Source organism: Hyphomicrobium sp. 2TAF46 (assembly GCF_052114865.1).
Classification (GTDB): Bacteria; Pseudomonadota; Alphaproteobacteria; order Rhizobiales; family Hyphomicrobiaceae; genus Hyphomicrobium_B.
Genome location: NZ_JBFRFO010000006.1, coordinates 60991 through 87589, shown reverse-complemented (window position 1 = coordinate 87589; position 26599 = coordinate 60991). Strand labels below are relative to the sequence as shown.

Genomic DNA, 26599 nt, shown 5'->3' with positions numbered 1-26599 from the left:
ATTGTAGCGTCGCCTTCGCGGGAACGTCTCAATTCTTGATCGCCGGGTAGGCATTATTAAGCCGAGCGCCGCAGCCGTCTAGCCGTGACGTTCGCGATTGATAGGTAGTGTTTTTTCTAGTTCTATTTGCTAAGCTCGTTCAGTTTCGCTTTCATTTTATTTATTTCCGATTGCTGGCCAGAAATAATATTTTTGCATAGTTCCTTCACTTCAGCGTCGTTGATGGACGCATTTTCGCACATCAGGATAGCTCCTGCATGGTGCGGAATCATCGACCTTAAGAATTGTGAATCAGCGATCGCTGTTTGCTGCCGGATCAAAACAAAGAACACTCCGAGCGCTAGGATGCTGATAGCAACGATCATGCGATTGGCAGCCTTGTTTTCATACATCGCCCCCATCAACACCATCTCGATGATGACCATCGGTGCAGTCATCAGACCTGCCATGTACACTTGGTTGTAACTTGAAAAGACGTTCTCGAATTTATCGACCATTGCATACATGAAAATGTACATTGATATGAACGACAACACGGTCATTATGAGAAGGCGTAAGTATTGATTTGTGTGCACTGCGTTTCCTCGCTTCTAATGAAGACAACAATCAACATCCGCAGGTAAAACTATGTCAGCATTCGTCACACAAAAAAGTGAATCCGAATGATAACAATAGACGATGTCAGCGCTTAAATCAGGTTGGCGGAGTCGATTCCGCCCGATTAGCAACTCGCAATCTGGTTTTCCGTTCCGGAACGCCGCGCGTCGATTGCCCCCGTTAATTGCCGGCCTGAGTAGTTTCCGAACCTGCCGCTCTCTCTTGGCAGGCAGCTAAGCTCGAGGCTCTGAACGCAATCTCCAGATCGTCATGGAACGTAAGTCAACGCGCCGCGTTTAGCACGGGGATCCTGTGCCCAAAAGCCATCATGGATAGCGGAAAGGATCGCATGTTCCGGCACCTGATTGTCACGCCGCTCGTCACGTCATCGGTCAAGGACAGTCAACATATTTGGATATCTCGTGACGATTGTCTTGCTCGTCACATTCTTCTTTTTCAAGTTTGCATATATTTCGGTCTTTTGTTTCGGGGCAGCGATCATGTCGCTTTTCATTGTCTACATGAACTCGCGCAATGATCAGAAACTCCCAGCTCACCACAATGTCCGGGTTGTGCGTGAAGTGATACGAGGAGCGTCTTGATGAAAACGATCAATCTACATGTTGGCGAATTGCTGTCGCCGCTCGGTGCTCTTGGCGTCGAAAAGCAGTTGTCAAAGCTCGGCGGCGTGACGGCAGCGGCAGTCAATCAGGTTTCCGGCAGCGCGACGGTCACTTACGACGAAGCCAAGATATCGCCCGTACTCATCGAGAGTGCCATCGCGCAATGCGGTTACCACTGTGGGGGCGAACTTCAACCCTCCCATCTATGTGAACCTCGCGCGTCATCGCCCCGGGGTTCCGCAGCAACCATCACAGCCGGTACTCGTCTTCATACACATGACCATGCTGCCATGCGCCAAGGCGCCCGTCCGGCGCCCGATGCGTCTGCAGCCGCGCGCAAACCGGAACTGGCGCAATCGCCGACGGCCGGCCACAAGGCGCATGGTAGAGAAAACAGCGATGACATGGCGGCGGAAATGGGACACGGGGCAGGCATGGATATGCAGGCCATGGCCCGCGACATGCGCAACCGCTTTCTGATTGCGCTCGGTTTCACTGTGCCAATTTTTTTCCTGTCTCCTATGGGCATGGACTCGATTAAATTCTCACCGCCCTTCGGCCTGCGGCTCGATCTCGTGTTGTTCGTTCTGGCCAGCGGCGCCATCCTCTATCCGGTCTGGCCGTTCGTCGTTGCAGCCTATCGCGCGCTCAGGAACGGCGTTGCCAATATGGCGGTGCTGGTCGTCCTCAGTGTCGGCACCGGGTACCTGTTCAGTGTTGGATCGACGTTCATTTACGGTGGCCAGCAGTTCTATGAAGCATCGGCACTCCTTCTGGTCTTCATCTTGCTTGGACACTGGCTCGAAATGCGCGCCAGGGCCGGTGCCTCGGAAGCCATTCGTGCATTGATGGATCTGGCGCCGCCCAAAGCAACCGTGCTGCGTGACGGCAAGGAATTGGAGGTGCCGACAGCCGAAATTATTTCTGGCGAAACGGTCGTGATCCGGCCGGGCAACAAAATTCCGGTTGACGGCACAATCACCGAAGGCGCGTCTCTGGTCGATGAGTCGATGCTCACAGGCGAGTCGATGCCAGTCGAAAAGAAGGCGGGCGACGCGGTTATCGGCGCGACTATCAACAAGAGCGGCACGTTCCAGTATCGCGCAACCAAGGTCGGCGCGGACACGGCGCTCGCTCAGATCGTCAAGCTCGTCCAGGAGGCGCAGAACTCCAAAGCGCCGTCGCAACTCCTGGCGGATCGCGCAGCGCAATGGCTGGTCCTGGCCGCGGTCGCGACGGGTCTGCTTACCTTCGCCGTCTGGTATTGGTGGATTGGCCAGCCCCTGTTGTTCGCCCTCAGCCTCGCGATCACCGTCTTCGTGATCGCCTGCCCGGATGCGCTCGGACTGGCCACTCCTATGGCCATTATGGTCGGCACCGGGCTAGGCGCCAAAAATGGAATCCTGTTCAAGAACGCGTCGGCGCTGGAGGACGCGACCAAGCTGAATGTCATTATCTTCGACAAGACAGGCACGCTGACGATGGGCAAGCCGGAGGTTGTGGAACTCGTGACAGCTGCGGGCGCCACCGAGGATCAGTTGCTGTCTGCGGCCGCAAGTGTGGACGCCGGATCGGACCATCCCTTGGCGCAGGCCATCGTCCGGCGGGCCGCAAATGTGAAAGTACCCAAGGCGAACGGGTTCAAGAATATTGAAGGCAAGGGCGCGCAAGCCGAAGTTGACGGCAAGACAGCCTTGCTCGGCAACAAGCTGCTGATGACGGAGAACAAAATCGAACTTGGCGAGCTTGGAACAAAATCCGCAGAATTGCAGGGCGCCGGACGGACGGTCGTTCACCTCGCCGTAGGCGGCAAACTGGTGGGCTTAATCGCCATCGCCGATGCCGTGAGACCGAGTGCGATTGAGGCGGTCAAGGCGCTGCGCGCGCGCGGTGTCGAGGTCATCATGCTGACTGGAGACAACCAGGGCACGGCAGAGCGCATCGCGAAGAGTCTCGGGATCGACAGAGTGTTCGCCGACGTGCTGCCCGGCGACAAGGCGAGCAAGGTCAAGGAACTCCAGGCCCAAGGCAAGAAAGTCGGCATGGTCGGCGACGGCGTCAACGACGCTCCGGCTTTGACGCAGGCCGATGTCGGCTTCGCAATCGGCGCAGGCACTGATGTCGCAATGGAAAGCGCCGACATCGTACTGATGAAGAGCGATCCTTTCGACGTGGTCGGCGCTATCGAGCTGTCCCGAGCAACGCTCAGGAAAATGCATCAGAACCTCTATTGGGCGGTCGGCTACAACGTCGTTGCCTTCCCACTGGCTGCTGGCGTGCTCTATCCATTCTTGCTGAGCCCGACCATCGCTGCCATCGCAATGTCCGGCAGCTCGGCGGTCGTGGCGATCAATGCCCTGATGCTGAAGCGGACCAAGCTGACAGGCATCCGCAGCCAGAATGCTTCCGCCCCCGGACCAACACCATCAATGGCAGCCACCCCAGCGTTGGCGGCGTCATGACCGGTCGCACCGTACCAACGACCCTGTCTCTCAGCACAATGGCCGCCATTGGCGATCACAGCCGCATGTCAGATCATGGGACCAAGTCAGCTCGGATAAGATTTCCCGTCGGCTATCACAGCCTTCATCCGGACGTGAGCATGAACTTCCAGATGAACCGCTGGTACAGTTGGGTGGGCGAGCCCGACATGTTGCAGGAGATGCGAGTTGCGGCTCCGCGGATCTCGAATTATGCCGACTGGACGCGGGAGTTTGTGGCACTTGCCAAGCTAGCTTGGCAGCGGGGCCATATCCTACGGGCCGGGTTCTATTGGCGGTCGGCTGAATTCTTCATGCGGCCAAACGATCCAGAACGAAAGACCGCCCGGGAAAAATTCTTGGAAGCGACTCGGTCGGTCTACAGGCTTGAACTCGGAAAGCGCCACGCCGTGCCCTATGCCGACGGAAACATCGAAGGCATCCTGCCTGCATACCGTTTCACTCCTGCGCACTCCAAAGCCACAATCGTATTCTTCGGCGGGTTCGACAGCTACGTCGAGGAGCTGACCGCGGCCTTTATTTACCTCCGCGACGCTGGCTATGAAGTCATAGCCTTTGAAGGTCCCGGTCAAGGAGGTGCGCTGAACGATTCTGGTCTGCACATGACCGCTGAGTGGCACAAGCCGGTCAAGGCGATTCTGGATTATTTCAAGCTCGATCGCGTCACCCTCATAGGACTTTCAATGGGTGGATGCCTAGCTGTCCGCGCCGCAGCCTTCGAAGAGCGCATTGAGCGCGTGGTTGCCTATGACATTTATCCAGATGCGCTGGATGTCAACTTGCGGCAGGTCACCTTGCTGCGTCGCCGATTGCTGAAAGTTCTGCTGGTCCTCCGTGCCGCTACAATTGTCAACATCATCGCGAACCGGATCGCCAAAACATCACCAGTCGCGGAGTGGGGTATCGAGACTGGCATGCACGTAAACGGCGCATCGTCGCCGTACGCATTCTTCAGAAAGACAGAGCAGTTCATTACCGCTGATGTCTCGGCGCTGATCAAACAGGACGTTCTCTTGCTAGCTGGCAGCGAGGACCATCTCGTCCCGTTGGAGCATTTCTACAGTCAGACCAAGTCGCTGAGCAACGCGAGCTCGGTCACCGCACGGGTGTTTACCCCGAGCGAAAGCGCGGAGAACCACTGCCAAGTTGGCAACTACGGTCTGGCTCTGCGAACTATCGTTGCTTGGCTCGACGTGATGCTGCTGGAAAACGTGAACCGTCACCACAACATCCCCGCGTTAGCACCGGAACTGGCTACGGGGACGGCGGCAACATGATCAATCGCGCCACATCCACCGGCGTGCCGCTGAGCGTCATGGTTGTGCTTATGCTTTCGGTTTTCACGGTGTCGATGGGTTACGGCATCGTCCTGCCCCTCCTCCCGTACGTGATCGAACAGCTGCTTGGCGCGAGTGGCGATGCGGGCCAAGTCTCCCGCGCGACAGGCCTATTGACCGCCCTCTACACGCTGGCGCTGTTTCTCTTTGCCCCGGCTTGGGGACGGCTGTCCGACCGATGTGGACGCCGCGCCATACTTCTCGTCGGGCTGATTGGGTTCAGCGTGACGATGCTAACCTTCGCGTTCATCGAGAATCTGACCTCGATCTACGCCGAGCGCTTCCTGGGCGGATTGTTCTCCGCTGCGGTCACGCCCGTTGCGCTTGCCGCGATTGGCGATCTCGCGACAACAGAAGAGGCGCGGGCGCGCCGCCTCACGTTCGTCAGTCTGGCGGGCATCAGCGGGTTTCTGCTCGGACCGATGCTGGGCGTTTTCGTTTCGCGGGGGGCGGCAAACATGCTCCCAATCGCCGGCGCGGCGGGGTCATTGGCATTGCCTCTGGCGGGAACCGCGATACTTGCTCTCTTTGTGGCGGCCGCCGCCGCAATAGTCGTCCCGGGAACGAAAGAGAGCGACGCCCACGCCAAGCGCTACCGGCCCGATTCGGCGACGTCGCCCTGGCTTGTCCCCATGTTGCTCGCGCTCGCGTTCATCGTCTCTGCTGCGGTCGGCGTATTCGAGGTTGGATTGGCGCTGCGCGGCAAACAGAACCTCGGGCTGACGCAATACCAGATCGCCCTGATGTTTACCGAGTGCAGCTTGGTGATGTTCGTCGTACAAGCCATCGCGTTCTCTCCCTGGATCAAGCCCGAAACGACGCGCTGGTTCATCGCGCCAGCCCTCGCTGTACTGGCGGCCGGATTGTTCCTGGTGCCTCGCGCATCCGACTTCACGCTGATGCTCGTGGTGATCGGAGCGGTGGCGGCGAGCGCCGGCATCTTGTCGCCCATCCTGACCTACTGGATTTCTAGCAAAGCCGGCAAAGCGCAGGGAGCGGAACTCGGCAAGCAGACGGCGGCGTCGAGTCTGGGCGTCACGGTGGGTTCGGCGGCCGGTGGCCTGCTGTTCGATGTGACTTTGCTCCCTAACGCCTCGTTCCTGCTGATGACCTTGTTCACCGGTTTCGGCCTCCTGCTAAGCCTCGGCCTCCCGAATATGCTCGTGTCACGCAAGGGCGGCGAAGATGGCGAAGTTCGCCACGTGCCGAAGCCCCCCACCTATGCCGCAACAGGCCGGCCCACCGCCTGAACTTGAACTCTAGAAGGAGCACACCATGACAAAGAATGATGCAGTCGTCGCCGTATTCACCGACCATCACGGAGCTGAGGCCGCCATCCGTAAGCTTGCGGGAGGCGGGATTGACATGAAGCACTTGAGTATTGTCGGCAAAGGCTATCACACCGAAGAGAAGGTGATCGGCTTTTACAATACCGGCGACAGCGTCAAATTTTGGGGCACGAATGGCGCCGTCTGGGGCGGTCTCTGGGGGCTGTTCTTCGGTGGCATCTTCATGACAATGCCTGTTGTTGGTCCTGTCATGGTGCTCGGACATCTCGCGGCGATGGTGTTCGCGGCGATCGAGGGGGCCGTTGTCGTTGGCGGCTTGAGTGCTCTCGGGGCAGCATTGTTTAGCCTTGGCATCCCGAAGGACAGCGTGATCCAATATGAGGATGCATTGAAAGCCGATGAATTCCTGATTGTAGCGCATGGCCCCGTCGAGGAGATGGTACGCGCCAGGACAATCCTCGAGACGAGGAAACCCAGCCAACTCGACCTGCACAAAGACGTGAAAGACATGGCGGCACCGCCGGCAGACCATGCCCCGCATCATGCTGCAGCGTGATCGCAACGGATGGATGGCGCGGCGGGTTACTGCCTCGCCTTCTATCCTGAAGCGATTGTTTCCGACTCTATAGTTTGAGTTGGTGCTCGGTTGAAAACATCGAGAAATCTTTGGATAGCATCGTTACGGTGCCAGCTTTTTTAAAAGGAAAGCACAATGACAGAAGTAATTCGGACGGCGTCTCCATCGACGCTCAGTTACAAGCGCAGCGCCTCGACCGGTGCATTCTCGACGCTTTTGCTTTTCGCACTGTGCTGGGTAGGGGTGTTCATTGGGCTGCCCCTCGTTCTCAGCCATGCTTTCATCGGATTGTTCACACTGGAGCCCGCCGGATCGCTCTCGTCGCTCTTGATCGGCGGTTTGTCAGCTTTCGTAGCCGGGGGCCTCACCGGGGTAATCATTGCCCACTGCTATAATCTGGCTGGGAGATTTTTCGGCGAGTAACTGGCCTCTGTTGCCGATCAGACCGTTTGCCAGATTACTCGATGAACCAGTTAGACCGGAACTTAGAAAGTACAAAATGCCCAGCGATGCCCCCGGGTCCCCAATAATCGCCGGTCTTAGCTCATTGGACGCCCAGGCCAGACTCAAGAGCGAAGGGCCAAACGAGTTGTCCCGGGAGAACCGGCGCACACCGTTGCGAATCGTGCTCGAGGTTCTACGCGAACCGATGCTGCTGCTGCTCCTGGGCGGCGGTACCCTCTATCTCGTTTTGGGAAGTCTCAGCGAAGCCCTGGTTCTTCTATTTTTAGCAATGTTTTCTGTCGCAATCACTGTGGCGCAAGAGACCCGCACGGAAGGCGTGCTGGAGGCACTCCGCGACCTGACCAGCCCTCGTGCTCTGGTCATTCGCGATGGCGAGCGCAAGCGTATCGCGGGCCGGGAAGTCGTGCGAGGTGATATCGTCGTGCTCAACGAAGGCGACCGTGTCCCCGCCGACGCGACCCTTGTTCAAAGCAGTGACTTGCAGACCGATGAATCTCTACTGACGGGAGAGTCGGTGCCGGTGCGCAAGTTTTGCAGCGAAGTCAGCGCCGTGTCCACGAGCCGCCGCCCTGGCGGCGATGATCTTCCTTATGTGTTTTCTGGCTCGTTGATTGTTCGCGGCACGGGGATCGGCGAAGTGACTGCGACCGGCGTGCACAGCGAAATCGGCAAAATTGGCCACTCACTCAGCACGATGGAAACGGAGCCGCCGCGGCTACAGGCTGAGACCCGCCGGCTAGTGCGTTTGTTCCTCATGGTTGGCGGACCGGTGAGCATTTTGGTTGTCCTGCTTTACGGAATCTTGCGCGGCGGTTGGCTCGATGCGGTGCTTGCCGGCATCGCGCTCAGCATGTCAATGCTGCCCGAAGAACTTCCGATCGTCCTTACTGTTTTCATGGCAATGGGAGCTTGGCGGATGTCGCAAGCGCGCGTTCTGACACGGCGCGCGTCTGCCATTGAAACCCTCGGCTCTGCGACCGTCTTATGCACCGACAAGACCGGCACATTAACCGAGAACCGGATGTCTGTCGTCGCGTTGCGACTCCAGAACGGCAAAACTTTCAGCCTAAAGGAGCCGCCTGGCGGAAAAATGCCCGACGACTTCCTTGCCCTGGCTGAGTTTTGCCTACTCGCCAGCGCGCCAGAGCCAATCGACCCGATGGATAAAGCGTTTCATAAGCTCGGCCGCGAGCAGTTGGCCTCAAGCGAACATTTACACGGTCCGGATTGGACGCTCGCGCATGCGTACGGGCTTCGCCCCAACCTCCTCGCCATGTCGCAGGTCTGGAAGACCGCTGAGACCGGAAAAACATTTGTCGTTGCCGCCAAAGGCGCGCCAGAAGCAATCGCCGGGCTGTGCCACGCGACCGCCGCTGAACTTACGGCAATCACTCTGTCCGTCGAGGCCATGGCTGCAGCGGGGCTGCGGGTGCTGGGCATTGCACGTGCGTCGTATGCTGGGCAAAGTTGGCCGGTGTCGCAGCATGACTTCGGCTTTCAGTTTTTAGGCTTGGTTGGTCTTGCTGATCCGTTGCGAGCGAGTGTTCCAGCGGCAGTCCGTGACTGCCGGTCGGCTGGTATTAAGGTGATCATGATCACCGGAGATTATCCCGCGACGGCCAAAGCCATAGCCCAGCAGGCAGGCATCGACGCGGACAGCGTCGTTACCGGTGCAGAGCTTGAACTACTAGATGACGCAGCGTTGGCCAAGTCCGTTCGTACGGCAACGGTATTCGCGCGCATTATGCCTGAACAGAAGTTGCGCATTGTGAATGCTCTCAAGGCGAACGGCGAGATCGTGGCTATGACGGGAGACGGCGTCAACGATGCGCCTTCCCTCAAGGCGGCGCATATCGGTATTGCCATGGGGGGACGCGGCACGGATGTGGCACGTGAGGCATCGGCTATCGTGTTGCTCGACGACGATTTTGGTTCAATCGTCAAGGCCATCCGGCTTGGCCGCCGCATCTACGACAACTTGCGTAAAGCGATCAGCTTTATATTTGCTGTGCACGTTCCTATAGCGGGACTCGCACTCCTGCCGTTACTCCTTGGAATGCCCATCCTTTTCGGGCCCATGCACATTGCGTTCCTGGAGATGGTTATGGATCCGGTGTGCTCTCTCGCCTTTGAAGCGGAGCCGGAGGAAGATGACGTGATGCGCCGGCCGCCGCATGCTCCCAATCAGCCGCTATTTTCGAGCCAGCTTATCGGATGGAGCGTCCTGCAGGGCGCTATTGCTTTTGCACTTGTCGCCGGGATTTTTATACTTTCGTCGTGGACGGGCATGCCGGAAACGGAAGTAAGAGCCTTAACATTTTTTGCGCTGACCATGACTATCGTGGCACTTGTTTTTGTAAACCGCTCCTTCAGCGCTTCATTACTCATTGCTTTCCAGCGGCCAAACACGACCCTCGTATGGATACTAACTGCGGTCACAACAATGCTGGGGCTGACGCTTCTTTGGCCGTTCGCCAAGGACCTATTTCGCTTCGGACCGCTGCATTTCAACGATCTTGCGTTGACCGTGGGGGCTGGGATCGCCGTTTTACTTTTTCTCGAATTCTTAAAGCCACATTGGTACGAGCGGTTGCGGTCTTGAACAATAATTATCGGTTGCGCGGGAAACCAAAGAGAGTGTGGCCGGTATTGGACGCGGTGGCGTCCGGCTTGGCCGCCTTACGCTTTGTATCGGCGGCACGTCACACGCGGAGAAAGTCCAGACTTAGGAGCTAATGCAATGAATAGCGCCTTACAGGATGATGACAGTGACTACAAGAAGTCGCTGCGCAAGGCTCAGATCCAACTCGTGAAGCTGCAAAAGCATGTCATCAAGCACGGGCAAAAGGTCGTGGTGATCTTCGAGGGTCGCGACGCATCCGGCAAGGATGGAACGATTAAACGCATCGTTGAGCATCTGAGCCCGCGCGATACGCGTGTCGTAGCACTTAGCGCTCCGTCGGACCATGATCGGAAGGCCTGGTACTTTCAGCGCCACATCGAACATCTGCCTGTCACCGGCGAAATCGTTCTCTTCAATCGGAGTTGGTATAACCGCGCTGGCGTCGAGCCGGTGATGGGCTTTGCGTTAGACGAGGAGGTGGAGGAATTCTTGAATACAGCGCCGATGTTTGAGCATCTTCTCGTCCATTGCGGGTTCACGATACTCAAGTATTACCTCGATATCAGTCGTGAAGAGCAGGAACGGCGGCTGAAGAATCGTCTGAATGATCCATTGCGGCAGTGGAAGTTGAGCCCGATCGATGCAAAGGCATTGAAGCGTTGGGATGAGTACTCTAAGGCCAGAAACGTCATGCTTCGCCGAACTCAGGCCGTTTCATCTCCTTGGATTGTTGTCAAAGCGGATGACAAAAAATCAGCGAGGCTGAATGTTATCCGGGATAAACTTTCTCGGTGTGAGTTCCACGGCAAAGATGAGCATGGCGAATTGCCCGATCTCAATCGCGTGTTTCTGTTCGATGAGCGCCATCTCAAGAACGGGATGATAGAGACGTGACGAAAAAGGCTTCAACGCCACATCCGGCAGCGGGAGAGATCGGCACTGGGTATCCGGTAGCTCGAACCTCCGGAGTGTGGAAATGAGCCAGTCATCTTCCACCGATGAGGGCAACGGTAACCAGGGTTCCAAGCCAGAGACGGTGCCGGTAGTTGCGCGCGCCGCGCGGATGAGTACCACACTCAGCCCCCTCGCCGGCAAGCCGGCACCGCAATCGCTGCTTGTCGATATTCCAACGCTGCTCGCTGCCTACGTCGATCTGCGCCCCGATGCCAACGTACCCGCGCAGCGCGTCGCGTTCGGCACTTCTGGACACCGCGGCAGTTCGTTCGCGCGCACGTTCAATGAATGGCACGTGCTGGCGATCACTCAGGCAATCTGCGACTACCGCAAAAGCAAGAGCATCGTTGGCCCGCTCTACGTCGGCATCGATACCCATGCACTGTCGCTGCCGGCGTTCGAGAGCGCTCTGGAAGTTCTTGCCGCAAACGGTGTGGAAGCAATGATCGCCGAGGGCGGCGAATTCACGCCGACGCCGGTGATCTCGCATGCGATCCTCGGCCACAACCGTGGCCGCAACTCCGGCCTGGCCGACGGCATCGTCATGACGCCGTCGCACAATCCGCCCGGCGACGGCGGGATCAAATACAACCCGCCAAACGGCGGCCCGGCCGATACCGGCATCACCGGTTGGATCGAGGATCGCGCCAATGTTCTGCTCGCAGGCGGTATCAACGGGGTGCGGCGCATGCCATTCACGCAGGCGCGTCGCGCCGCGAGCACGCACGAGCATGATTTTCTTACCGGCTACGTGCGTGATCTCGGTCACATGATCGATTTCGATGCGATCCGCGGCGCTGGAATCCGCATGGGCGTCGACCCGCTCGGCGGTGCCGGCGTGCACTATTGGGCACCGCTCGCGGAGCGCTACGGGATAGACCTCACCGTGATCAGCCAAGAAGTTGATCCAACCTTTCGCTTCATGACGGTCGACTGGGACGGCAAGATCCGCATGGACCCGTCTTCGCCGTACGCGATGCAGCGGCTGCTCGAACTGAAGGACCGCTACGATGTGGCGTTCGCTTGCGATACTGACCACGACCGGCATGGTATCGTGACCCGCAGTAGCGGATTGCTGGCGCCCAATCACTACCTCTCGGTGCTCATCGATTATTTATTCCAGCATCGGCCGCAGTGGAGCCCGGCCGCAGCGGTCGGCAAGACCGTGGTCAGCACCGCGTTGATCGATCGGGTGGCAAAACGGCTGGGGCGCAAGCTTTACGAGACGCCGGTCGGCTTCAAATGGTTCGTCGATGGCCTGTTCGACGGCTCACTCGGTTTCGGTGGCGAGGAGAGTGCTGGCGCATCATTCCTGCGCCGGGATGGCACGGTGTGGACCACAGACAAGGACGGCATTGTGCCGGCGTTGCTGTCGGCGGAAATAATGGCCCGCACTGGCCGCGATCCAGGTGAGCTCTATCGCGACCTCGTCCGCGAATTGGGCGAACCTTTTGCCGATCGCGTCGAAGCACGGGCTACGCCTGAGCAAAGAGCCAAACTTTCAAAGCTTTCGCCCAAACAAGTGTACACCACGAAACTGGCAGGCGAGACGATCATAAGCGTACTCGACCACGCGCCGGGTAACAACGCACCGATCGGCGGCATAAAGGTAATTACCGCCAATGGCTGGTTTGCTGCACGCCCCTCCGGCACCGAAGACATCTATAAAATCTATGCGGAGAGCTTTAAAGACAAGGCGCATTTGCAATTGATACTGGAAGAAGCACAGAGCGCAGTCAACACTGCGCTCGCGGCGCAGTGACAACTGTGTTGAAAACAAAGAAGCCAGACATGCCCATCGATGGTCAGTTGAAAGGTTCAGAAGGCGCACTCGCGCTGGCGAACTCTGTTCTGACCATCAATGGCGGTTCGTCGAGTATCCGGTTCGCGATGTACGAGGCGGGCGAACCCCTGCGGCGGCGGCTTATTGGGAAAGTCGATCGTATCGGTCTCAGCGGCACGATGTTTTCGTTCAATGACGCCTCCGGAAAATACCACGATAGCCGCGCCATCGAAACTAGCGGTCGCAGTTCTGCGGTAGCATTTCTCCTCGACTGGCTCGAAACACAGCAGGATTTCGCTTCAGTCAAAGCCGTAGGGCACCGGATCGTGCATGGGATGGGGCACAGCGAACCCGAGCGCGTCACGCCAGCGCTGCTAACTGAATTGCACCGCATCACCCCGTATGACCCTGAGCATCTGCCGCTTGAACTCGAATTGATCGAGGCAATCCTCCAACGCCATCCGGCACTGCCTCAGGTGGCGTGTTTTGACACGGCATTTCATCGTACCATGCCACGGATCGCCAGCATGTTGCCTATCCCGCGACGCTACGAGGCTGCGGGCGTGCGCCGATATGGATTTCACGGCTTGTCTTATGAATTCATTTTGGAGGAACTCGCACGGCTCGGCGACACAGCGGCTGCAAACGGCCGCGTGATCCTTGCTCACCTCGGCAACGGCGCGAGCCTAGCCGCAGTACGCGATGGCCGGAGCGTCGATACCAGCATGGGCTTCACGCCCGCAGGGGGATTGATGATGAGCAGCCGCTCTGGGGACTTGGATCCTGGGCTGATCGGCTACTTGGCTCGCAGCGAGCAAATGAGCGCGACGCAGTTTCAGAATATGGTGAACCGCGAATCTGGGTTGCTCGGTGTATCGCAGATCAGCTCCGACCTGCGCGATTTGCTCGCGAAACAAGCAGATGACATTCGCGCGGCGGAAGCTGTGGCACTATTCTGCTACCAGACGAAAAAGTGGATTGGCTCGTTCGCTGCAGCGCTTGGTGGATTGGACACGCTGGTGTTCGCAGGTGGCATCGGCGAAAATGCGCCCATTGTTCGCGACAGGATCTGCAACGGATTGGACTTTCTAGGCATCGAAATCGATCACGAGCGCAACTCACACAACGCACCCCTCATCTCGCCCGACACAAGTCGTATCGCCGTACGCGTCATTCGCACAGACGAAGAACTCATGATCGCAAAGTCTGTCACCCGTGTTCTAAGATCTGCCGCTCAGGCAATAGAATGAACACCAGGGAGGCCGGCATGACGAGCCACTTGGCGAAGGACCCGAACCACCCCGTTAGCACCGACGACAGGCTGGAGGCGTTGCAGCGCGATGCCTTCGGATATTTCGTGCACGAGAGCAACTCTGCAAACGGCTTGGTACTGGACAAAACGCTACCAGGCGCTCCGGCCAGTATCGCGGCCGTCGGGTTCGCATTGGCTTCGTATCCGGTGGGTGTCGAACGCTTATGGATGACGCGCGCCGACGCCACAAGGCGAACGTTGGCGGTTTTGCGGTTCTTTTGGTTGAGCCCGCAGGGGACTGAGCCGGATGCGACGGGATACAAAGGGTTCTACTACCACTTTCTTGACATGGCGACCGGACGGCGTGCCGGGAATTGCGAACTCTCCACTATCGACACCGCTTTTCTGCTCGCCGGAATGCTCACCGCCGCCAGCTATTTCGATCAAGATTGTACAGACGAATTGGAAATCCGCTCGTTGGCCGATGCACTCTATCGCCGTGCCGATTGGCCATGGGCGCAGAATGGTGGAGCGACGGTTACGCATGGCTGGAAACCCGAAAGCGGTTTTTTGAAGTACCGCTGGGAAGGCTATGATGAAGCACTCATCGTCTATTTGCTTGGCCTTGGTTCGCCGACGCATCCGCTGCCGATGGAAAGTTATCTGGCATGGTGTTCCACCTACGAGTGGAAGAACATCTACGGACACGAGTTCATTTTTGGCAGTTCACTCTTCGTCCATCAATACTCGCACATGTGGATCGACTTCCGTGGCATCCAGGATGCCTATATGCGAAATAAGGGTATCGACTATTTCGAAAATAGCCGGCGAGCCACCTACATCCAGCAACAATACGCCATTCAAAACCCCCACGCCTACGTGGGCTATGGCCAACATGTCTGGGGGTTGACCGCAAGCGACGGGCCTGGCCCCAAGGTCAGGCAAGTACGCGGCGTCAAACGCCGGTTCTACGACTATGTGGCGCGCGGGGTACCGTACGGACCTGACGACGGCACCATAGCACCTTGGGCCGTGGTCGCCTCATTGCCGTTTGCTCCCGAGATCGTGCTGCCGACCATGCAGCATTTCAAAGACGCCTACCCGCAGATCATGGGTAAGTATTGCTTCAAATGCAGCTTCAATCTGACCTATCCGGAAAATTCGCAGGGCAAGCCAGGCTGGAGTTCGCTCTACCATTTCGGAATCAACTTAGGGCCCGTCGTCGTGATGTGCGAGAATTATCGTACCGGCATGCTCTGGCGCCTGATGCGGCAGTGCCCCTACCTCGTCACAGGTTTGCGGCGGGCAGGATTTGGAAACGGTTGGCTGTGAGAGCATGAGGTCATTCAATTGCGTAAAATGAAATCGAAGGCCAAGCCTCTTGACCCGGAATCGCTGCGCAAGCTGGACGCCTACTGGCGCGCAGCGAACTACCTGTCCGTCGGGCAGATCTATCTCTATGACAATCCGCTGCTGAAAACGCCGCTTCAACTTGCGCACGTAAAACCGCGCCTGCTTGGCCACTGGGGTACAACGCCGGGGCTCAACTTTATCTACGCCCATTTGAACCGCGTCATCACCCAGCACGACCTGAACGTCATCAACATCACCGGGCCGGGTCATGGCGGACCGGGGCTGGTGGCCAATGCGTACTTGGAAGGAACCTATAGCGAAGTCTATCCGACGATCACGCAAGATGCTGACGGGATGAGGCGGCTGTTCAAACAGTTCTCCTTTCCCGGAGGCATTCCGAGCCACGTTGCGCCGGAGACACCTGGCTCAATTCACGAGGGCGGCGAATTGGGTTACGCGCTGTCGCACGCGTTCGGTGCGGCATTCGACAACCCAGATCTCCTTGTCGCGTGCGTCGTTGGCGATGGTGAAGCGGAAACCGGCCCACTCGCGACGAGCTGGCACTCGAACAAGTTTCTCAATCCGGTGCACGATGGTGCCGTGCTGCCTATTCTGCACCTGAACGGCTACAAGATTGCGGGCCCGACCGTGCTGGCGCGCATACCGCGCGTCGAAGTCGCAGCACTCTTTCGCGGATATGGTTACACGCCGTATTTTGTTGAGGGCGACGATCCGGAAAAGATGCACCAGCTTATGGCTGAAGCGCTCGACGTTGTGGTGGCAGAAATTCAGAACATCCAACACGACGCTCGTGCGAATGGGTTCAGCAAGCGCCCGAGCTGGCCCATGATCATTTTGATTTCACCGAAAGGCTGGACTGGCCCGAAAGCCGTCGATGGCAAACCGACGGAAGGCACGTTCCGCTCGCATCAGGTTCCGATGGGCGAGATGAGTCACCCGGGCCACTTGGAGTTGTTGGAAGCCTGGCTGAAGAGTTATCGTCCGCAAGAATTATTCGACGCGACAGGAAAGCTGCGCACCGAGTTCGGCGACCTGGCCCCTAAGGGCACGCGCCGCATGAGTGCGAACCCGCACGCTAACGGCGGCGTCCTGCTGCGTGACCTTCAACTTCCAGATTTCTCGGACTACGCGGTCGAGGTCCCAACGCCAGGAGAGGTTACCGCTGAGGCGACGCGCGTCCAAGGAGAGTTCATCCGCGACGTCATTAAACAGAACCCAAATAACTTCCGCGTATTCAGCCCGGATGAGACGACATCAAACCGCTGGAATGCCGTATTTGAAGTAACAAACCGGTGCTCGACGGCGGAGATCATACCCATCGACGACCACATCGCACCCGACGGCCGCGTGATGGAGATGCTGAGCGAACATCAGTGCGAGGGCTGGCTAGAAGGCTATCTCCTGACGGGCCGGCATGGCTTCTTTTCTTGCTACGAAGCATTCGTCCACATCGTCGATTCGATGTTCAACCAGCACGCCAAGTGGCTGAAGGTGACGCGGGGTATTCCCTGGCGGCAGCCGATCGCTTCGCTGAACTATCTGCTGACGTCGCATGTCTGGCGGCAGGATCACAATGGGTTCACACATCAAGACCCGGGCTTCATCGATCACGTCGTCAACAAGAAGGCCGAAGTCATACGCGTCTATTTACCCCCCGATGCGAACACGCTGCTCTCGGTGACGGACCATTGTTTACGCAGCCGCAATTACGTGAATGTCGTCATCGCTGGGAAGCAACCCGCTCCGCAGTGGCTTTCTATGGACTCCGCTGTCGCGCATTGCGCCGCGGGCGTTGCAATCTGGCCTTGGGCGAGCAATGACGCCGGGGGCGAACCGGACGTTGTGATGGGCTGCTGCGGTGACGTGCCGACGCTCGAAACTCTTGCCGCCGTCGGCTTGTTGCGGACGTATTTTCCGAAATTAAAAGTCCGCGTGGTCAACGTTGTTGATTTGATGAAGCTGCAATCGCAGAACGAACATCCGCACGCCTTGAGCGATAAGGATTTTGACGCGCTTTTCACGACAGATAAGCCGGTCATTTTCGCCTACCACGGCTATCCGGCGCTCATCCATCGATTAACGTATCGCCGCACCAACCACGGCAACTTTCATGTGCATGGCTATAAGGAGGAAGGCACGACAACCACGCCGTTCGACCTAACGGTGATGAACGATCTGGACCGCTTTCATCTCGTGGCCGACGTCATTGATCGCGTGCCACAGCTCGGCCTAAGCGCTAATGCAGTAAAAGATTCCATGCGCGACAAGCTCATCGAACACAAGCGCTACGTTGCCGAATTCGGCGAAGATATGCCGGAAATCCGAAACTGGCGTTGGGGAACCAAGCAGTGACTGGTTTGCGCAGTGCGCTCCCGCGCCTTTACGTTATTCGGCACGGTGAGACGGCTTGGTCGCTCTCCGGTCAGCATACGGGTCGAACCGACATTCCACTTAACGAGCAAGGCGAACACGACGCCCGCAAGTTAGCAGAACAGCTCCATACCGTGCGCTTCCACCACGTGTTCACCAGCCCACTGCAGCGAGCACGGCGAACATGTGAGCTGGCAGGTCTGGCTGAAGGTGCGCAAATCGAACCCGACCTCAGTGAGTGGGACTACGGCGACTACGAGGGGCAGCGCCCAATCGATATCCGCAAAGTCCGGCCAGACTGGAATGTTTTTCGAGACGGATGTCCGCGCGGCGAGCAGCCCGCCGAAATTTCCGACCGCGCAGATCAGCTGATAGCTCGACTCCGAGTTCTGGACGGTAACATCGCCATCTTCTCGCACGGTCATTTTGGCCGTGTCCTCGCTGCGCGTTGGATCGACTTAAAGGTCGAACACGCGCAGCGTTTCCTTCTCAGCACAGCATCACTCAGCATTCTGGGTTATGAACACAACCGCGCCGCCGAGCCGGCGATCGTTTTGTGGAACAAGGTCGCAGACACGCGCTGGTGAAAAAATTAAACAAAAAGAAGAAAATTGTCGTCCGCGATAAGCAGTATTTGGCCTGAACCGGCCATTCTATGCATATTGCCCCACACCGCACTTCCGGGTCAACACCCACGCTGGAGACGACATTTGCGTCACGGACGGTCCGTCTTCAGGAGGAGACGTAAGGGCGCTTCAGGCTGTCCATTTGCGGCTCAATTGCAACAACTGCGCCGAATTCAGCTGAATTCGCATTCTTAATTGGCACTATTCCCAATTCTTGAATTGGCAATTCCCGCAAATCTTAATACGTATTGTATTGCACGTTAACATCCTGCAACCTGGAGATATCAATATGCTACTCGATTCCCATATACCGCCCGAGGGGGCTGCGATCCCCGCTGCCCCGGCTCTCGAAAGGCTCATTGGCCGCAAAGAGGTTCTCATTCTCATCGGCATCTCGAACGCCACATTGTGGCGCTGGATCAAGGCCGGACGGTTTCCGGCACCGCTCAAGATTGGCAAGAAGAAAGTTGCTTGGCGGTCGTCGGTTCTCGCCTCATGGATCGCGCAGCGTTCGGTGTGACGATGAGTGTTGGCGTTCGCTGTTGTATTCTGCGTATCCTATCTTCCTCGTCCGGCCAGTGCCCAGGGCCGGATGGAGGGGTTACCCAAGGGACGAGCGGGGCTCTCCCATTCGTTCAGGTGCCTTTAGGCCCGCGCAGCGCGCGCCAGCACCTTTTTCACGATCCTGTTTGAGAAGCTATACTGATAGGCGCGCCCGCGCCCGTGACGGGCGACTGTCAGTTCCGGCTCGAGGTAGCCCGCTTCGGCAAGATACTTGAAGCCGAGATTGACGGTGCGGGGCATGAACCCGGTCTTCTCCGAGACCGAACCAATTGTGATCGGCTCTTCCGCCACGGTCAGATAAAACGCAATCGTCATGTAGGTCAGCGACCGGGCGCGCTGTTCGTCGGCGATAGCGTTGCGTTTGGGATCCAGGATGTCCTCAACCACGAAGCTCATGAAGGCATCGAGATGATCTCTGTGGAAAACAGGCTTGCTCATTTTTAACAGGCACTCCATTACTCGTTACGTCGAGTCCGAACGTTCTGCGTCAAAGTCTGTATCGCGTGCTGCATAAGTTCTGCGTTTCCGATCCTGATCGTCACGGAGGCAAGACCGATGCGACACGCCGCAGCTACGCGCCCAATTGAACGGGCGTCTTTAATCCGTACTGCAGTGCGGGCTTGGACGCTACGGACGATGGTATGCCTATGCACAGGGATTTGCGGCGCGGCGCTGGGCTTACCAGTTCAACCGGCGCGGGCTGATACCGCCGGGTGCACGGTTGTGCTCTGTCTCGCCAATCCGGCCGGGTGGGCAGCAGTGGACGAATGCGTGGCACCGGTGACCGCGTATTTCCGGAGCATCAGACGCAAGTTCCGGCCGCCAATGTGTTCGGAGTCCGGGGCGACGTTCTCGTTTGCGACCCGCGTGATCGGCACATCGAAAAGCGACTTCGGCATCGAAATCCCGGTCACTGAAACGGTTCTCGTCATGCGCCGCCCCGACGGCACAACAGAAGAATTCGGCGGGTTCTAAAATCCGATCCATCGCACGACTGCCCAATCACACCCGGCGCATTCCGCCGGGACCGGCCCCCACTTGACCTGAAACTGGCCCTATTCAACGAGGAGAAACCGATGCTGCGGACCGCAACCCAACGCTTAGCGCTGATCTGTGTGATGGCGCTAGTTCTGAACATCGCCTTGGCGCTCAGTGTTCCCGATCCTGCGGCCGCAGGCGTCGCCGAAGCCATCGACAAAATCATCGAATACATCAACTCGCGTGTCGCCCGGTCGCTCGCCATCCTGGCGGTGATGCTGCTCGGCATGGGCTGGTGGTTCGGCCAGATCGACTGGAAGCGCGCAGGCGGCATCATCTTTGGCGTCGGCGTGGTGTTCGGTGCTGCCGAATTCGTCGACATGATCCGGGGCTGAACCATGTCAGACACCGAGCCCCTCACCAGCGACACGCTGTTTCTGGCTTGCACCCGGCCGGCGATGTTTGCCGGCGTCACGGTCGAGGCCATGGGCGTCAACGTGTTCGTGACGACGCTGCTGTTCTTAGGGCTCGGCTCGATTGTCTACGCGCTGACCGGCGTCGTGCTGCACGGCCTCTGCCGCGTCATCGTTCGCCACGACCACAATGCTTTCCGGGTTTTGGCCGGGTGGGCCGATACCAAGGGCCGTTATCGCAACAGTGCCTATTGGGGCGGATCGAGCGTGACGCCGCTCAGGGTGATGCGAAGTTACGATTTGGGAGATTTGGCCCATGGCTGACCGCGCGACGCTGATGACCCGCGAACTGGAATCGCAAGAGTTCATTCCCTATGGCCGCCATGTGGACGCCCACACCATCACGGTCGGCACCCAGGGCCTGATGACCATGGTCGAGATTGAGGGCTTTGCCTTTGAGACGGCGGACAATCGCGATCTCAACGGCCTGCAGGCGCGGCTCAATACGTTGTGGCGCAATATTACCGATCCGCGTTTGGCGCTTTATGCGCTGCTGATCCGCCGCCAGGCGCACCGTTATCCCGAGGGGAAGAGCGCCAGTCCCTTCGCGGCGGCGCTCGATGCCAAATACCAAACCCGGCTTGCCAACGACACGCTCTACGACAACCGCCACGTTCTGGCGCTGGTCTGGATGCCGGGGACGGTCGTTGAGGTCAAAGCGGCAGCGTTGTTTGCAACGCTGCGCCGGACACGGGAGACGGACAGCGAACCCGATCCCAAGGCACTCAAAGCGCTGGCCGACGCCACCCGGCTGGTGCTGGCGGAGCTGGCCCCCTTGGGCGCGCGGCAGCTTGGCCTTTTCGAGCACAACGGCATCCTTGCCTCCGAAATCTCCACCGTCCTGCATCATCTGCTCGGCGGCCGTCTGTCCCAAGTGCCATTGACGCGCGGTGCCATCCGCCATGCCATTCACACAGACCGGATCATCATCGGCCGCGAGACCCTCGAACTGCGCGATCCGGGTGCAACGCGCTATGCCGGGATGCTTGGCATCAAGGAATATCCGGCGCGGACCTCGCCCGGCATGTTGAATGAGCTTCTAGCGCTGCCGTTCGAACTGACCGCCGTGCAATCCTTCCGCTGCATCGACAAAGCCTCGGCGCGGGCAATTCTATCGCGCAAGCAAAACCAGATGCTCAACGCCGCCGACAAGGCGTTCTCACAAGTTGAAGAGTTGAGCGTCGCCCTCGACGATCTCGAAAGCAACCGCTGGGTGCTTGGCGAACACCACTTAAGCGTCGCCGTGTTCGCCGAAGCCGTCACCACCTTGAACGACCACCTCGCGGCAGCAAGAAGCGCCGCCGCGGCTGGTGGTGCGGTGATCGTGCGCGAAGACCTTGGTCTCGAAGCGGCGTGGTGGGCGCAGCTGCCGGGCAACTTCCGGTTTCGCAAGCGGTCGGGTGCGATCACGTCGGCGAACTTTGCCAGCTTGGCACCGCTGCATGGGTTTCCGAAGGGGCGGGCCGACGGCAACTCCTGGGGTCCGGCGGTGGCGATGTTCAAAACCCAAAGCGGGGCACCATATTTTTTCAACTTCCACGACGGCGATCTCGGCAACACCTTTATTTGCGGGCCGTCGGGCTCGGGCAAGACCGTGGTCTTGAACTTCCTTTTGAGCCAAGTGACCAAGCACGGCGCGCGCATTGTCCTGTTCGATAAGGACCGGGGTGCTGATCTGTTTGTCCGGGCGCTCGGCGGCTCGTATCTACCGCTCAAGAGCGGCGTGCCGACCGGCTTCGCGCCCTTGAAGGCCATGCCGTACGACGCGGCCGGGCAATCGTTCCTGACCCGCTGGCTGGAGTCGCTCGCAGGCGGCACACTCAGCGCAAGCGACCGGCAAGCCCTTACCAGTGCCGTCGCGGCGCTGGGCGAAAGCCCGGTGCACACCCGCAGCTTTGGTGCGCTGCGCAGTTATCTCGATCAAACCGAAACCGACGGCTTGGCGGCCAGGCTCAAACGCTGGCAGCGCGGCGACGCCTTGGGCTGGGTGTTCGACAACCCAGACGACGTCCTCGATGCCGGCGTGACCTACTCTGGCTACGACATGACCGAGTTTATCGATAACCCCGACATTCGCGGTCCGCTGATGGCCTATGTGTTCGAGCGTATCGAACGCACAATCACAGGCGAGCGGATTGTCATCGCCATCGACGAATTCTGGAAGGCGTTGGGCGATCCCATGTTCAGCGATCTCGCCAACAACAAACTGAAGACGATCCGCAAGCAAAACGGCCTGATGGTGTTTGCAACACAGAGCCCGGCCGATGCGCTGCGCTCCAAGATCGCGCACACCATCATCGAGCAATGCCCGACGCAGATTTTCATGGCCAACGGCCGGGCGAGCGCCAGCGACTACGTCACCGGCATGAAGCTGACGGCGCGCGAGTTTGAACTGATCGCCCGCGAGCTGACGCCGGAAAGCCGCCGGTTCTTGATCAAGCAGGGGCACGCGTCGGTCGTCGCTGAACTCGACTTGAGTGGCTTTGACGACGAGCTGGCGATTTTATCGGGCCGGACCGCCAACGTGCGGCTGGCCGACGACATCAGAGATGAACTGAGAAGCGATCCATCAGCCAGCGACGGCGAGAACTGGATAGTGGAGTTTCAGAAGCGGCGCAGCGCTTAGCAACCAAAACGGGGAAACCAGGAGACCTGACATGATCCAACACTTTTGGCGGCGCGCGATTCGCGCGGCCGCAGCCAGCGGAGCTTTGTGGCTTTTGACGCTGCCCGCAGCGGCGCAAATCCCGGTCATCGATGCCACCGGGATCGCCAAGCAGATCGAGCAAATCACCGAACTCAAGAATCAGCTGGAGACAGCCAAAAACCAGCTGACGCAACTGCAGTCGCTGCACGGGTCACTGAACAAGCTGACCAACATGGGCGACATCGCGGCCCTGCTGTCGAACCCGGCGGTGCGGCAAGCGCTGCCGAAAGACTTCGGTCAATTGGAAGCGGCGCTGACCGGTCATGGCGCAGGCGCGTTGGGATCGCGCGCCGAGGCCTACGCCCGAGACAACGAAGTCTATGCCCGTGCGGGCGATGATTTTTACGCCGCGGAAACCCGCCGGGCGCAAATGGCCAACGCTGGTCAGGTGAGTGTGGCGCAGCAAGTCTACGAAGCCGCCTCCAAACGCATGGATGGCCTCGACGAGCTGCGCCTTCAGATCGGCCAAAGCGAAGACCCGAAGACCACACTCGATCTGCAAGCGCGTATCGGCAGTGAAAGTGCGCAGCTACAAAACGAACTCCTCAAAATGCAGGCGCTCGCCATGTTGCAGCAGGCGGAAGTGCAGACGCGCGAGCAGCGGGCAAAAGAAGATTGGGACCGGAAGATTGAGGGCAATATCCGCGCTCTCGGCGGCACGGCCGCCAAGCCCTAATCCGAACCCCCGTCACCGCACGCACATGAGGTTCCCATGAATGTCTTTCAAAGCATCGATGCGGCGTTTCAGCAGCCCGCCATCCAGTTTCTGGAGCGGACGGCGTCGGGCCTGTGCAGTGCGCTCGCCGATCCGATGCGGGCGGCGCTGACACTCTATGTCCTGTGGTTCGGCATCCTGGTGCTGCGCGGGGCGGTGCAAGAGCCGATTCCCGAAGCGCTCGCCCGCATCCTCAAGGCCAGCATCATCACGACCCTGACGCTGAGCTACGCCAGCTACAACGATTACGTTGGCACGTTCTTCTTCGACACCTTGCCGCGCGAGATCGCGGCGGTCGTCGGTGGCGGCACACCGGCATCGCCGGGACGCTTCGATCAGCTGCTGACCCGCACCAATGTGCTGGTCGAAGAGATGTGGCGTGATGCCGGGTGGAGCTTTGGCTTGATCAAGGCGGCGGTGTCGTCGGTGGTGATCTACGTCACCATGGGCCTGCTGACGGCCTACGGCTACTTCACCTGGCTGTTTGCCAAGTTCGCGCTTGCGCTGGTGCTCGGTCTTGGACCGGTGTTCGTGGCGCTCGGTCTTTTTGAATCGACACGCGGCTTTGCGCAGGCGTGGCTGGCGCAAGTCGTCAACTATGTGATCCTGCAGATCCTCTCCATCGCCGTGCTGGCGATGATGCTGACGACGTTCGAAGGCTTGCTCGGCACCTCGAAAGGCGCCTGGGATTCAACCGCCTCGGCGCTCGGTATTGTTGCCGGCGGGACGTTCTGCTTCGGCGTACTTTGGAACCTGCCGGCAATGGCCGCAGCGCTCGCTTCCGGCGGGGCCTGGCTGGCGGTGCGCGGTCCGGCGGCGGTGCTGCGCGCGACGCATGCGTCCACCGTCACCAACATCGAAAGTGCCAAGGCCAGCGCCCAAAGCTTCGCAGCGCGCGGCCAAAGTCTCACAAGCGGCAACGGCTGGTTCCGGCCGCACGCGCGCACTGTCGCCGCGCGCAGCTCTGGTCCAACCATCGAACAGCAGCAAGCCATGACCGGTCAACAGAGGGGGTAAACATGCGGAAGTCTCGAACAGCTATTCTGATGGCGATCGTGCTCAGCCTGACAGGCTGCGCCAGTTGGCGCGGCGGACCGCCATCGTGCGACGGCTCCGTGCGCCGTCCGGTCGGCAGCATGCCGGACCGGACCAGTCTCGCACCAGACGTAGCGAGCGAAGGAGACCGCCATGGGCAAAGCTGAAGCCGTGCGCGCGAGCGATCTCGACGACTATTTTGCCACGGCCCGAAGGTTCGATCAGGATGCGGCGCTCGAAGCGCATGCCTCGGCCAAACGCGCCTGGCGCATTGCCGGTGGGGCGTCCGCCTTGACGGCGCTGAGCCTCATCGCGGTCGCGTGTCTGGCACCTCTCAAGAGCGTCGAGCCATTCGTGATCCGGGTCGATAACACGACCGGGATTGTCGATGTGGTCTCCGCCATAACCGGCCCCAATACCTACAACGAGGCGACGACGAAATACTTCGCTGGGCTCTATGTCCGGGCGCGGGAAGGCTTTGCGGCCAGTGAAGCCGAAATCAACTTCCGCACTGTGGCGCTGATGTCGGTTGCGGCCGAACAGCGCCGGTTCCAGGAGCTCTATCGCGGCAGCAATCCGCAAAGTCCGCAGGTGCAGTACGGCAAATCGGCGACGGTGCGGATTACGGTCTCGTCGGTGTCGATGCTCGACCGCAATGTGGCATCGGTCCGCTATCTCAAGACGGTTCTACGCGGCGACGATACCCAGACCACGCACTGGATAGCGACGCTGACGTTTTCCTATTCGAGCGAGACGATGTCGGCATCAGACCGGCAGATCAATCCACTCGGGTTCCTGGTCAGTGATTTCAAAGCAGATGCGGAGGCCGCCCCATGACGCACACAACACCAACAGCCAAACTCTTGGCAGGCGCATGTCTTGCGCTCATCGGATTAACGTCCGCAGCGCTTGCCGCCGAAGACCCGCGCGCCGGGCAGCTCGACGCGCGCGTGCGTTTTGTCGATTACCGGCCCTATCAGGTGGTGCGTGTCACGGGGCTGTTACGGCATTCGATTCAAATCGAGTTTTCGCCTGATGAGGAAATTCTTCAAGCGGCAATTGGCAACACTGTCGCCTGGGAAGCCGCGCCTGTCGGGCATATTCTGTTTCTCAAACCCAGAGAGCAGCAAGAGCCGACCAATATGTCGGTGGTGACGCAACGGCCCGACGGCACGAAGCGCAGCTATCAGTTCGAGCTGATGAGTGCCGGCCAAGACATCAAAGGCGAGCGGCCGTTCTACCTCCTCAAATATCAATACCCTGCCGACGAGGCGGCCAAGCGCAAGGCCGAAGCGCTGGCCGCCGCCGAAGCCCTCAAAGCCAAACAGGCCGAGCGCACGTTGGCGGCGGATGAGACCGGCGGTCCGCGCAATGCCCGCTACGCGGTGCAAGGCGCGGCGAGCTTTGAGCCGCGTGCCGTCTCCGACAACGGCAAGATCACGACGTTTGTGTTTCCGGAAAACATGGTCATCCCGGCGATTTATCTGGTGTCAGGTGACGGCAGCGAAAGCCTGGTGCCGAAAACCGTCACCGGCGGTGACGTGCGGGTCCACGCCATTGCCGCCAAGTTTGTCCTGCGCCAAGGCGATGAAGTCTTATGCATCTTCAATGAGGCCTATGTGCCGGAAGGTTTAGCGACCGGGACGCTGACAACCTCGCCCGCTGTCGATCGCCTGACACGCGATGCAAAATTGTCCGCCGGGGCGATATCACCCGCAGGCTCAACGCTAGTCGTCCAACCGCAAAAGTGAGGAGC

24 protein-coding genes are annotated in these 26599 nt (G+C 59.0%); 21 read left to right on the top strand and 3 right to left on the bottom strand.

Annotation, left to right across the window (positions count from 1 at the left end):
* Positions 1-122 precede the first annotated feature (122 nt).
* Positions 123-497 carry a DUF305 domain-containing protein gene (locus AB4Z24_RS13630; protein ID WP_441708971.1) on the bottom strand — a complete coding sequence of 125 codons (375 nt, stop codon included), beginning with the start codon at positions 495-497 and terminating at the stop codon, positions 123-125.
* Positions 498-1198: 701 nt separating this feature from the next.
* On the opposite strand from AB4Z24_RS13630, the gene AB4Z24_RS13625 reads away from it, so the two are divergent.
* From AB4Z24_RS13625 to AB4Z24_RS13565, 13 genes are all read left to right on the top strand, one after another.
* A complete protein-coding gene (locus AB4Z24_RS13625) occupies positions 1199-3682 on the top strand; it encodes a heavy metal translocating P-type ATPase (protein ID WP_441708969.1) in 2484 nt (827 codons plus the stop codon).
* Positions 3679-4998, top strand: a complete 1320-nt coding sequence (locus AB4Z24_RS13620) for an alpha/beta hydrolase (RefSeq protein WP_441708967.1) — start codon at positions 3679-3681, stop codon at positions 4996-4998. Before AB4Z24_RS13625 ends, AB4Z24_RS13620 begins: the two co-directional genes overlap by 4 nt.
* The gene (locus tag AB4Z24_RS13615) at positions 4995-6308 is read left to right on the top strand and encodes an MFS transporter (protein WP_441708965.1); all 1314 of its coding nucleotides are present in this window, start codon (positions 4995-4997) and stop codon (positions 6306-6308) included. The genes AB4Z24_RS13620 and AB4Z24_RS13615 overlap by 4 nt, the downstream gene beginning before the upstream one ends.
* A gap of 25 nt (positions 6309-6333) precedes the next feature.
* On the top strand, positions 6334-6903 hold the full coding sequence (locus AB4Z24_RS13610; protein ID WP_441708963.1) for a general stress protein: 570 nt from the start codon (positions 6334-6336) through the stop codon (positions 6901-6903).
* Between the two features lie 156 nt (positions 6904-7059).
* A complete protein-coding gene (locus AB4Z24_RS13605; RefSeq protein ID WP_441708962.1) occupies positions 7060-7347 on the top strand; it encodes a hypothetical protein in 288 nt (95 codons plus the stop codon).
* Positions 7348-7423: 76 nt separating this feature from the next.
* Positions 7424-9991 carry a cation-translocating P-type ATPase gene (locus tag AB4Z24_RS13600; protein WP_441708960.1) on the top strand — a complete coding sequence of 856 codons (2568 nt, stop codon included), beginning with the start codon at positions 7424-7426 and terminating at the stop codon, positions 9989-9991.
* 138 nt (positions 9992-10129) lie between these two features.
* On the top strand, positions 10130-10906 hold the full coding sequence (ppk2, locus tag AB4Z24_RS13595) for a polyphosphate kinase 2 (protein ID WP_441709450.1): 777 nt from the start codon (positions 10130-10132) through the stop codon (positions 10904-10906).
* Positions 10907-11075: 169 nt separating this feature from the next.
* Positions 11076-12728, top strand: a complete 1653-nt coding sequence (pgm, locus tag AB4Z24_RS13590; protein WP_441709448.1) for a phosphoglucomutase (alpha-D-glucose-1,6-bisphosphate-dependent) — start codon at positions 11076-11078, stop codon at positions 12726-12728.
* A gap of 29 nt (positions 12729-12757) precedes the next feature.
* Positions 12758-13999 carry an acetate/propionate family kinase gene (locus tag AB4Z24_RS13585; protein ID WP_441708958.1) on the top strand — a complete coding sequence of 414 codons (1242 nt, stop codon included), beginning with the start codon at positions 12758-12760 and terminating at the stop codon, positions 13997-13999.
* Between the two features lie 17 nt (positions 14000-14016).
* On the top strand, positions 14017-15333 hold the full coding sequence (locus tag AB4Z24_RS13580) for a glucoamylase family protein (protein WP_441708956.1): 1317 nt from the start codon (positions 14017-14019) through the stop codon (positions 15331-15333).
* A gap of 27 nt (positions 15334-15360) precedes the next feature.
* Entirely contained in the window at positions 15361-17727 is a 2367-nt protein-coding gene (locus AB4Z24_RS13575) for a phosphoketolase family protein (RefSeq protein WP_441709446.1), read from the top strand.
* 5 nt (positions 17728-17732) lie between these two features.
* Positions 17733-18332 carry a histidine phosphatase family protein gene (locus AB4Z24_RS13570; RefSeq protein WP_441709445.1) on the top strand — a complete coding sequence of 200 codons (600 nt, stop codon included), beginning with the start codon at positions 17733-17735 and terminating at the stop codon, positions 18330-18332.
* A gap of 328 nt (positions 18333-18660) precedes the next feature.
* Positions 18661-18891, top strand: a complete 231-nt coding sequence (locus tag AB4Z24_RS13565) for a helix-turn-helix transcriptional regulator (protein ID WP_441708954.1) — start codon at positions 18661-18663, stop codon at positions 18889-18891.
* Positions 18892-19016: 125 nt separating this feature from the next.
* Here AB4Z24_RS13565 and AB4Z24_RS13560 read toward each other — a convergent pair whose 3' ends face one another.
* Both AB4Z24_RS13560 and AB4Z24_RS13555 read right to left on the bottom strand, forming a co-directional pair.
* Positions 19017-19373, bottom strand: coding sequence for a hypothetical protein (locus AB4Z24_RS13560; protein WP_441708952.1), 357 nt, complete (start codon positions 19371-19373; stop codon positions 19017-19019).
* Positions 19374-19621: 248 nt separating this feature from the next.
* Positions 19622-19867 carry a hypothetical protein gene (locus AB4Z24_RS13555; RefSeq protein ID WP_441708950.1) on the bottom strand — a complete coding sequence of 82 codons (246 nt, stop codon included), beginning with the start codon at positions 19865-19867 and terminating at the stop codon, positions 19622-19624.
* Positions 19868-20011: 144 nt separating this feature from the next.
* Between AB4Z24_RS13555 and AB4Z24_RS13550 the strand changes: the two genes are divergently transcribed.
* The 8 genes from AB4Z24_RS13550 to virB9 are packed head-to-tail and all read left to right on the top strand — an operon-like array spanning position 20012 to position 26594.
* Positions 20012-20308: a TrbC/VirB2 family protein gene (locus tag AB4Z24_RS13550; protein ID WP_441708948.1), complete on the top strand. Its 297-nt coding sequence runs from the start codon at positions 20012-20014 to the stop codon at positions 20306-20308.
* A 3-nt stretch (positions 20309-20311) separates the two neighbouring features.
* Positions 20312-20650 carry a type IV secretion system protein VirB3 gene (locus AB4Z24_RS13545; RefSeq protein WP_441708946.1) on the top strand — a complete coding sequence of 113 codons (339 nt, stop codon included), beginning with the start codon at positions 20312-20314 and terminating at the stop codon, positions 20648-20650.
* Positions 20643-23012, top strand: coding sequence for a VirB4 family type IV secretion/conjugal transfer ATPase (locus tag AB4Z24_RS13540; protein WP_441708944.1), 2370 nt, complete (start codon positions 20643-20645; stop codon positions 23010-23012). The genes AB4Z24_RS13545 and AB4Z24_RS13540 overlap by 8 nt, the downstream gene beginning before the upstream one ends.
* 31 nt (positions 23013-23043) lie before the next feature.
* Positions 23044-23769, top strand: a complete 726-nt coding sequence (virB5, locus tag AB4Z24_RS13535; protein ID WP_441708942.1) for a P-type DNA transfer protein VirB5 — start codon at positions 23044-23046, stop codon at positions 23767-23769.
* Between the two features lie 36 nt (positions 23770-23805).
* Positions 23806-24825, top strand: coding sequence for a type IV secretion system protein (locus AB4Z24_RS13530; protein ID WP_441708940.1), 1020 nt, complete (start codon positions 23806-23808; stop codon positions 24823-24825).
* A 2-nt stretch (positions 24826-24827) separates the two neighbouring features.
* On the top strand, positions 24828-25010 hold the full coding sequence (locus tag AB4Z24_RS13525) for a hypothetical protein (protein ID WP_441708938.1): 183 nt from the start codon (positions 24828-24830) through the stop codon (positions 25008-25010).
* Positions 24997-25680: a virB8 family protein gene (locus AB4Z24_RS13520; RefSeq protein WP_441708936.1), complete on the top strand. Its 684-nt coding sequence runs from the start codon at positions 24997-24999 to the stop codon at positions 25678-25680. Before AB4Z24_RS13525 ends, AB4Z24_RS13520 begins: the two co-directional genes overlap by 14 nt.
* On the top strand, positions 25677-26594 hold the full coding sequence (gene virB9, locus AB4Z24_RS13515) for a P-type conjugative transfer protein VirB9 (protein WP_441708934.1): 918 nt from the start codon (positions 25677-25679) through the stop codon (positions 26592-26594). The genes AB4Z24_RS13520 and virB9 overlap by 4 nt, the downstream gene beginning before the upstream one ends.
* Positions 26595-26599: the final 5 nt, after the last annotated feature.

Bases quoted from the DNA above. Each gene is read 5' to 3' on its own strand.
- AB4Z24_RS13630 (WP_441708971.1), bottom strand. From the start codon at position 497: ATGGTCGATAAATTCGAGAACGTCTTTTCAAGTTACAACCAAGTGTAC.
- AB4Z24_RS13625 (WP_441708969.1), top strand. From the start codon at position 1,199: ATGAAAACGATCAATCTACATGTTGGCGAATTGCTGTCGCCGCTCGGT.
- AB4Z24_RS13620 (WP_441708967.1), top strand. From the start codon at position 3,679: ATGACCGGTCGCACCGTACCAACGACCCTGTCTCTCAGCACAATGGCC.
- AB4Z24_RS13615 (WP_441708965.1), top strand. From the start codon at position 4,995: ATGATCAATCGCGCCACATCCACCGGCGTGCCGCTGAGCGTCATGGTT.
- AB4Z24_RS13610 (WP_441708963.1), top strand. From the start codon at position 6,334: ATGACAAAGAATGATGCAGTCGTCGCCGTATTCACCGACCATCACGGA.
- AB4Z24_RS13605 (WP_441708962.1), top strand. From the start codon at position 7,060: ATGACAGAAGTAATTCGGACGGCGTCTCCATCGACGCTCAGTTACAAG.
- AB4Z24_RS13600 (WP_441708960.1), top strand. From the start codon at position 7,424: ATGCCCAGCGATGCCCCCGGGTCCCCAATAATCGCCGGTCTTAGCTCA.
- ppk2 (WP_441709450.1), top strand. From the start codon at position 10,130: ATGAATAGCGCCTTACAGGATGATGACAGTGACTACAAGAAGTCGCTG.
- pgm (WP_441709448.1), top strand. From the start codon at position 11,076: ATGAGTACCACACTCAGCCCCCTCGCCGGCAAGCCGGCACCGCAATCG.
- AB4Z24_RS13585 (WP_441708958.1), top strand. From the start codon at position 12,758: ATGCCCATCGATGGTCAGTTGAAAGGTTCAGAAGGCGCACTCGCGCTG.
- AB4Z24_RS13580 (WP_441708956.1), top strand. From the start codon at position 14,017: ATGACGAGCCACTTGGCGAAGGACCCGAACCACCCCGTTAGCACCGAC.
- AB4Z24_RS13575 (WP_441709446.1), top strand. From the start codon at position 15,361: ATGAAATCGAAGGCCAAGCCTCTTGACCCGGAATCGCTGCGCAAGCTG.
- AB4Z24_RS13565 (WP_441708954.1), top strand. From the start codon at position 18,661: ATGCTACTCGATTCCCATATACCGCCCGAGGGGGCTGCGATCCCCGCT.
- AB4Z24_RS13560 (WP_441708952.1), bottom strand. From the start codon at position 19,373: ATGAGCAAGCCTGTTTTCCACAGAGATCATCTCGATGCCTTCATGAGC.
- AB4Z24_RS13555 (WP_441708950.1), bottom strand. From the start codon at position 19,867: ATGACGAGAACCGTTTCAGTGACCGGGATTTCGATGCCGAAGTCGCTT.
- AB4Z24_RS13550 (WP_441708948.1), top strand. From the start codon at position 20,012: ATGCTGCGGACCGCAACCCAACGCTTAGCGCTGATCTGTGTGATGGCG.
- AB4Z24_RS13545 (WP_441708946.1), top strand. From the start codon at position 20,312: ATGTCAGACACCGAGCCCCTCACCAGCGACACGCTGTTTCTGGCTTGC.
- AB4Z24_RS13540 (WP_441708944.1), top strand. From the start codon at position 20,643: ATGGCTGACCGCGCGACGCTGATGACCCGCGAACTGGAATCGCAAGAG.
- virB5 (WP_441708942.1), top strand. From the start codon at position 23,044: ATGATCCAACACTTTTGGCGGCGCGCGATTCGCGCGGCCGCAGCCAGC.
- AB4Z24_RS13530 (WP_441708940.1), top strand. From the start codon at position 23,806: ATGAATGTCTTTCAAAGCATCGATGCGGCGTTTCAGCAGCCCGCCATC.
- AB4Z24_RS13525 (WP_441708938.1), top strand. From the start codon at position 24,828: ATGCGGAAGTCTCGAACAGCTATTCTGATGGCGATCGTGCTCAGCCTG.
- AB4Z24_RS13520 (WP_441708936.1), top strand. From the start codon at position 24,997: ATGGGCAAAGCTGAAGCCGTGCGCGCGAGCGATCTCGACGACTATTTT.
- virB9 (WP_441708934.1), top strand. From the start codon at position 25,677: ATGACGCACACAACACCAACAGCCAAACTCTTGGCAGGCGCATGTCTT.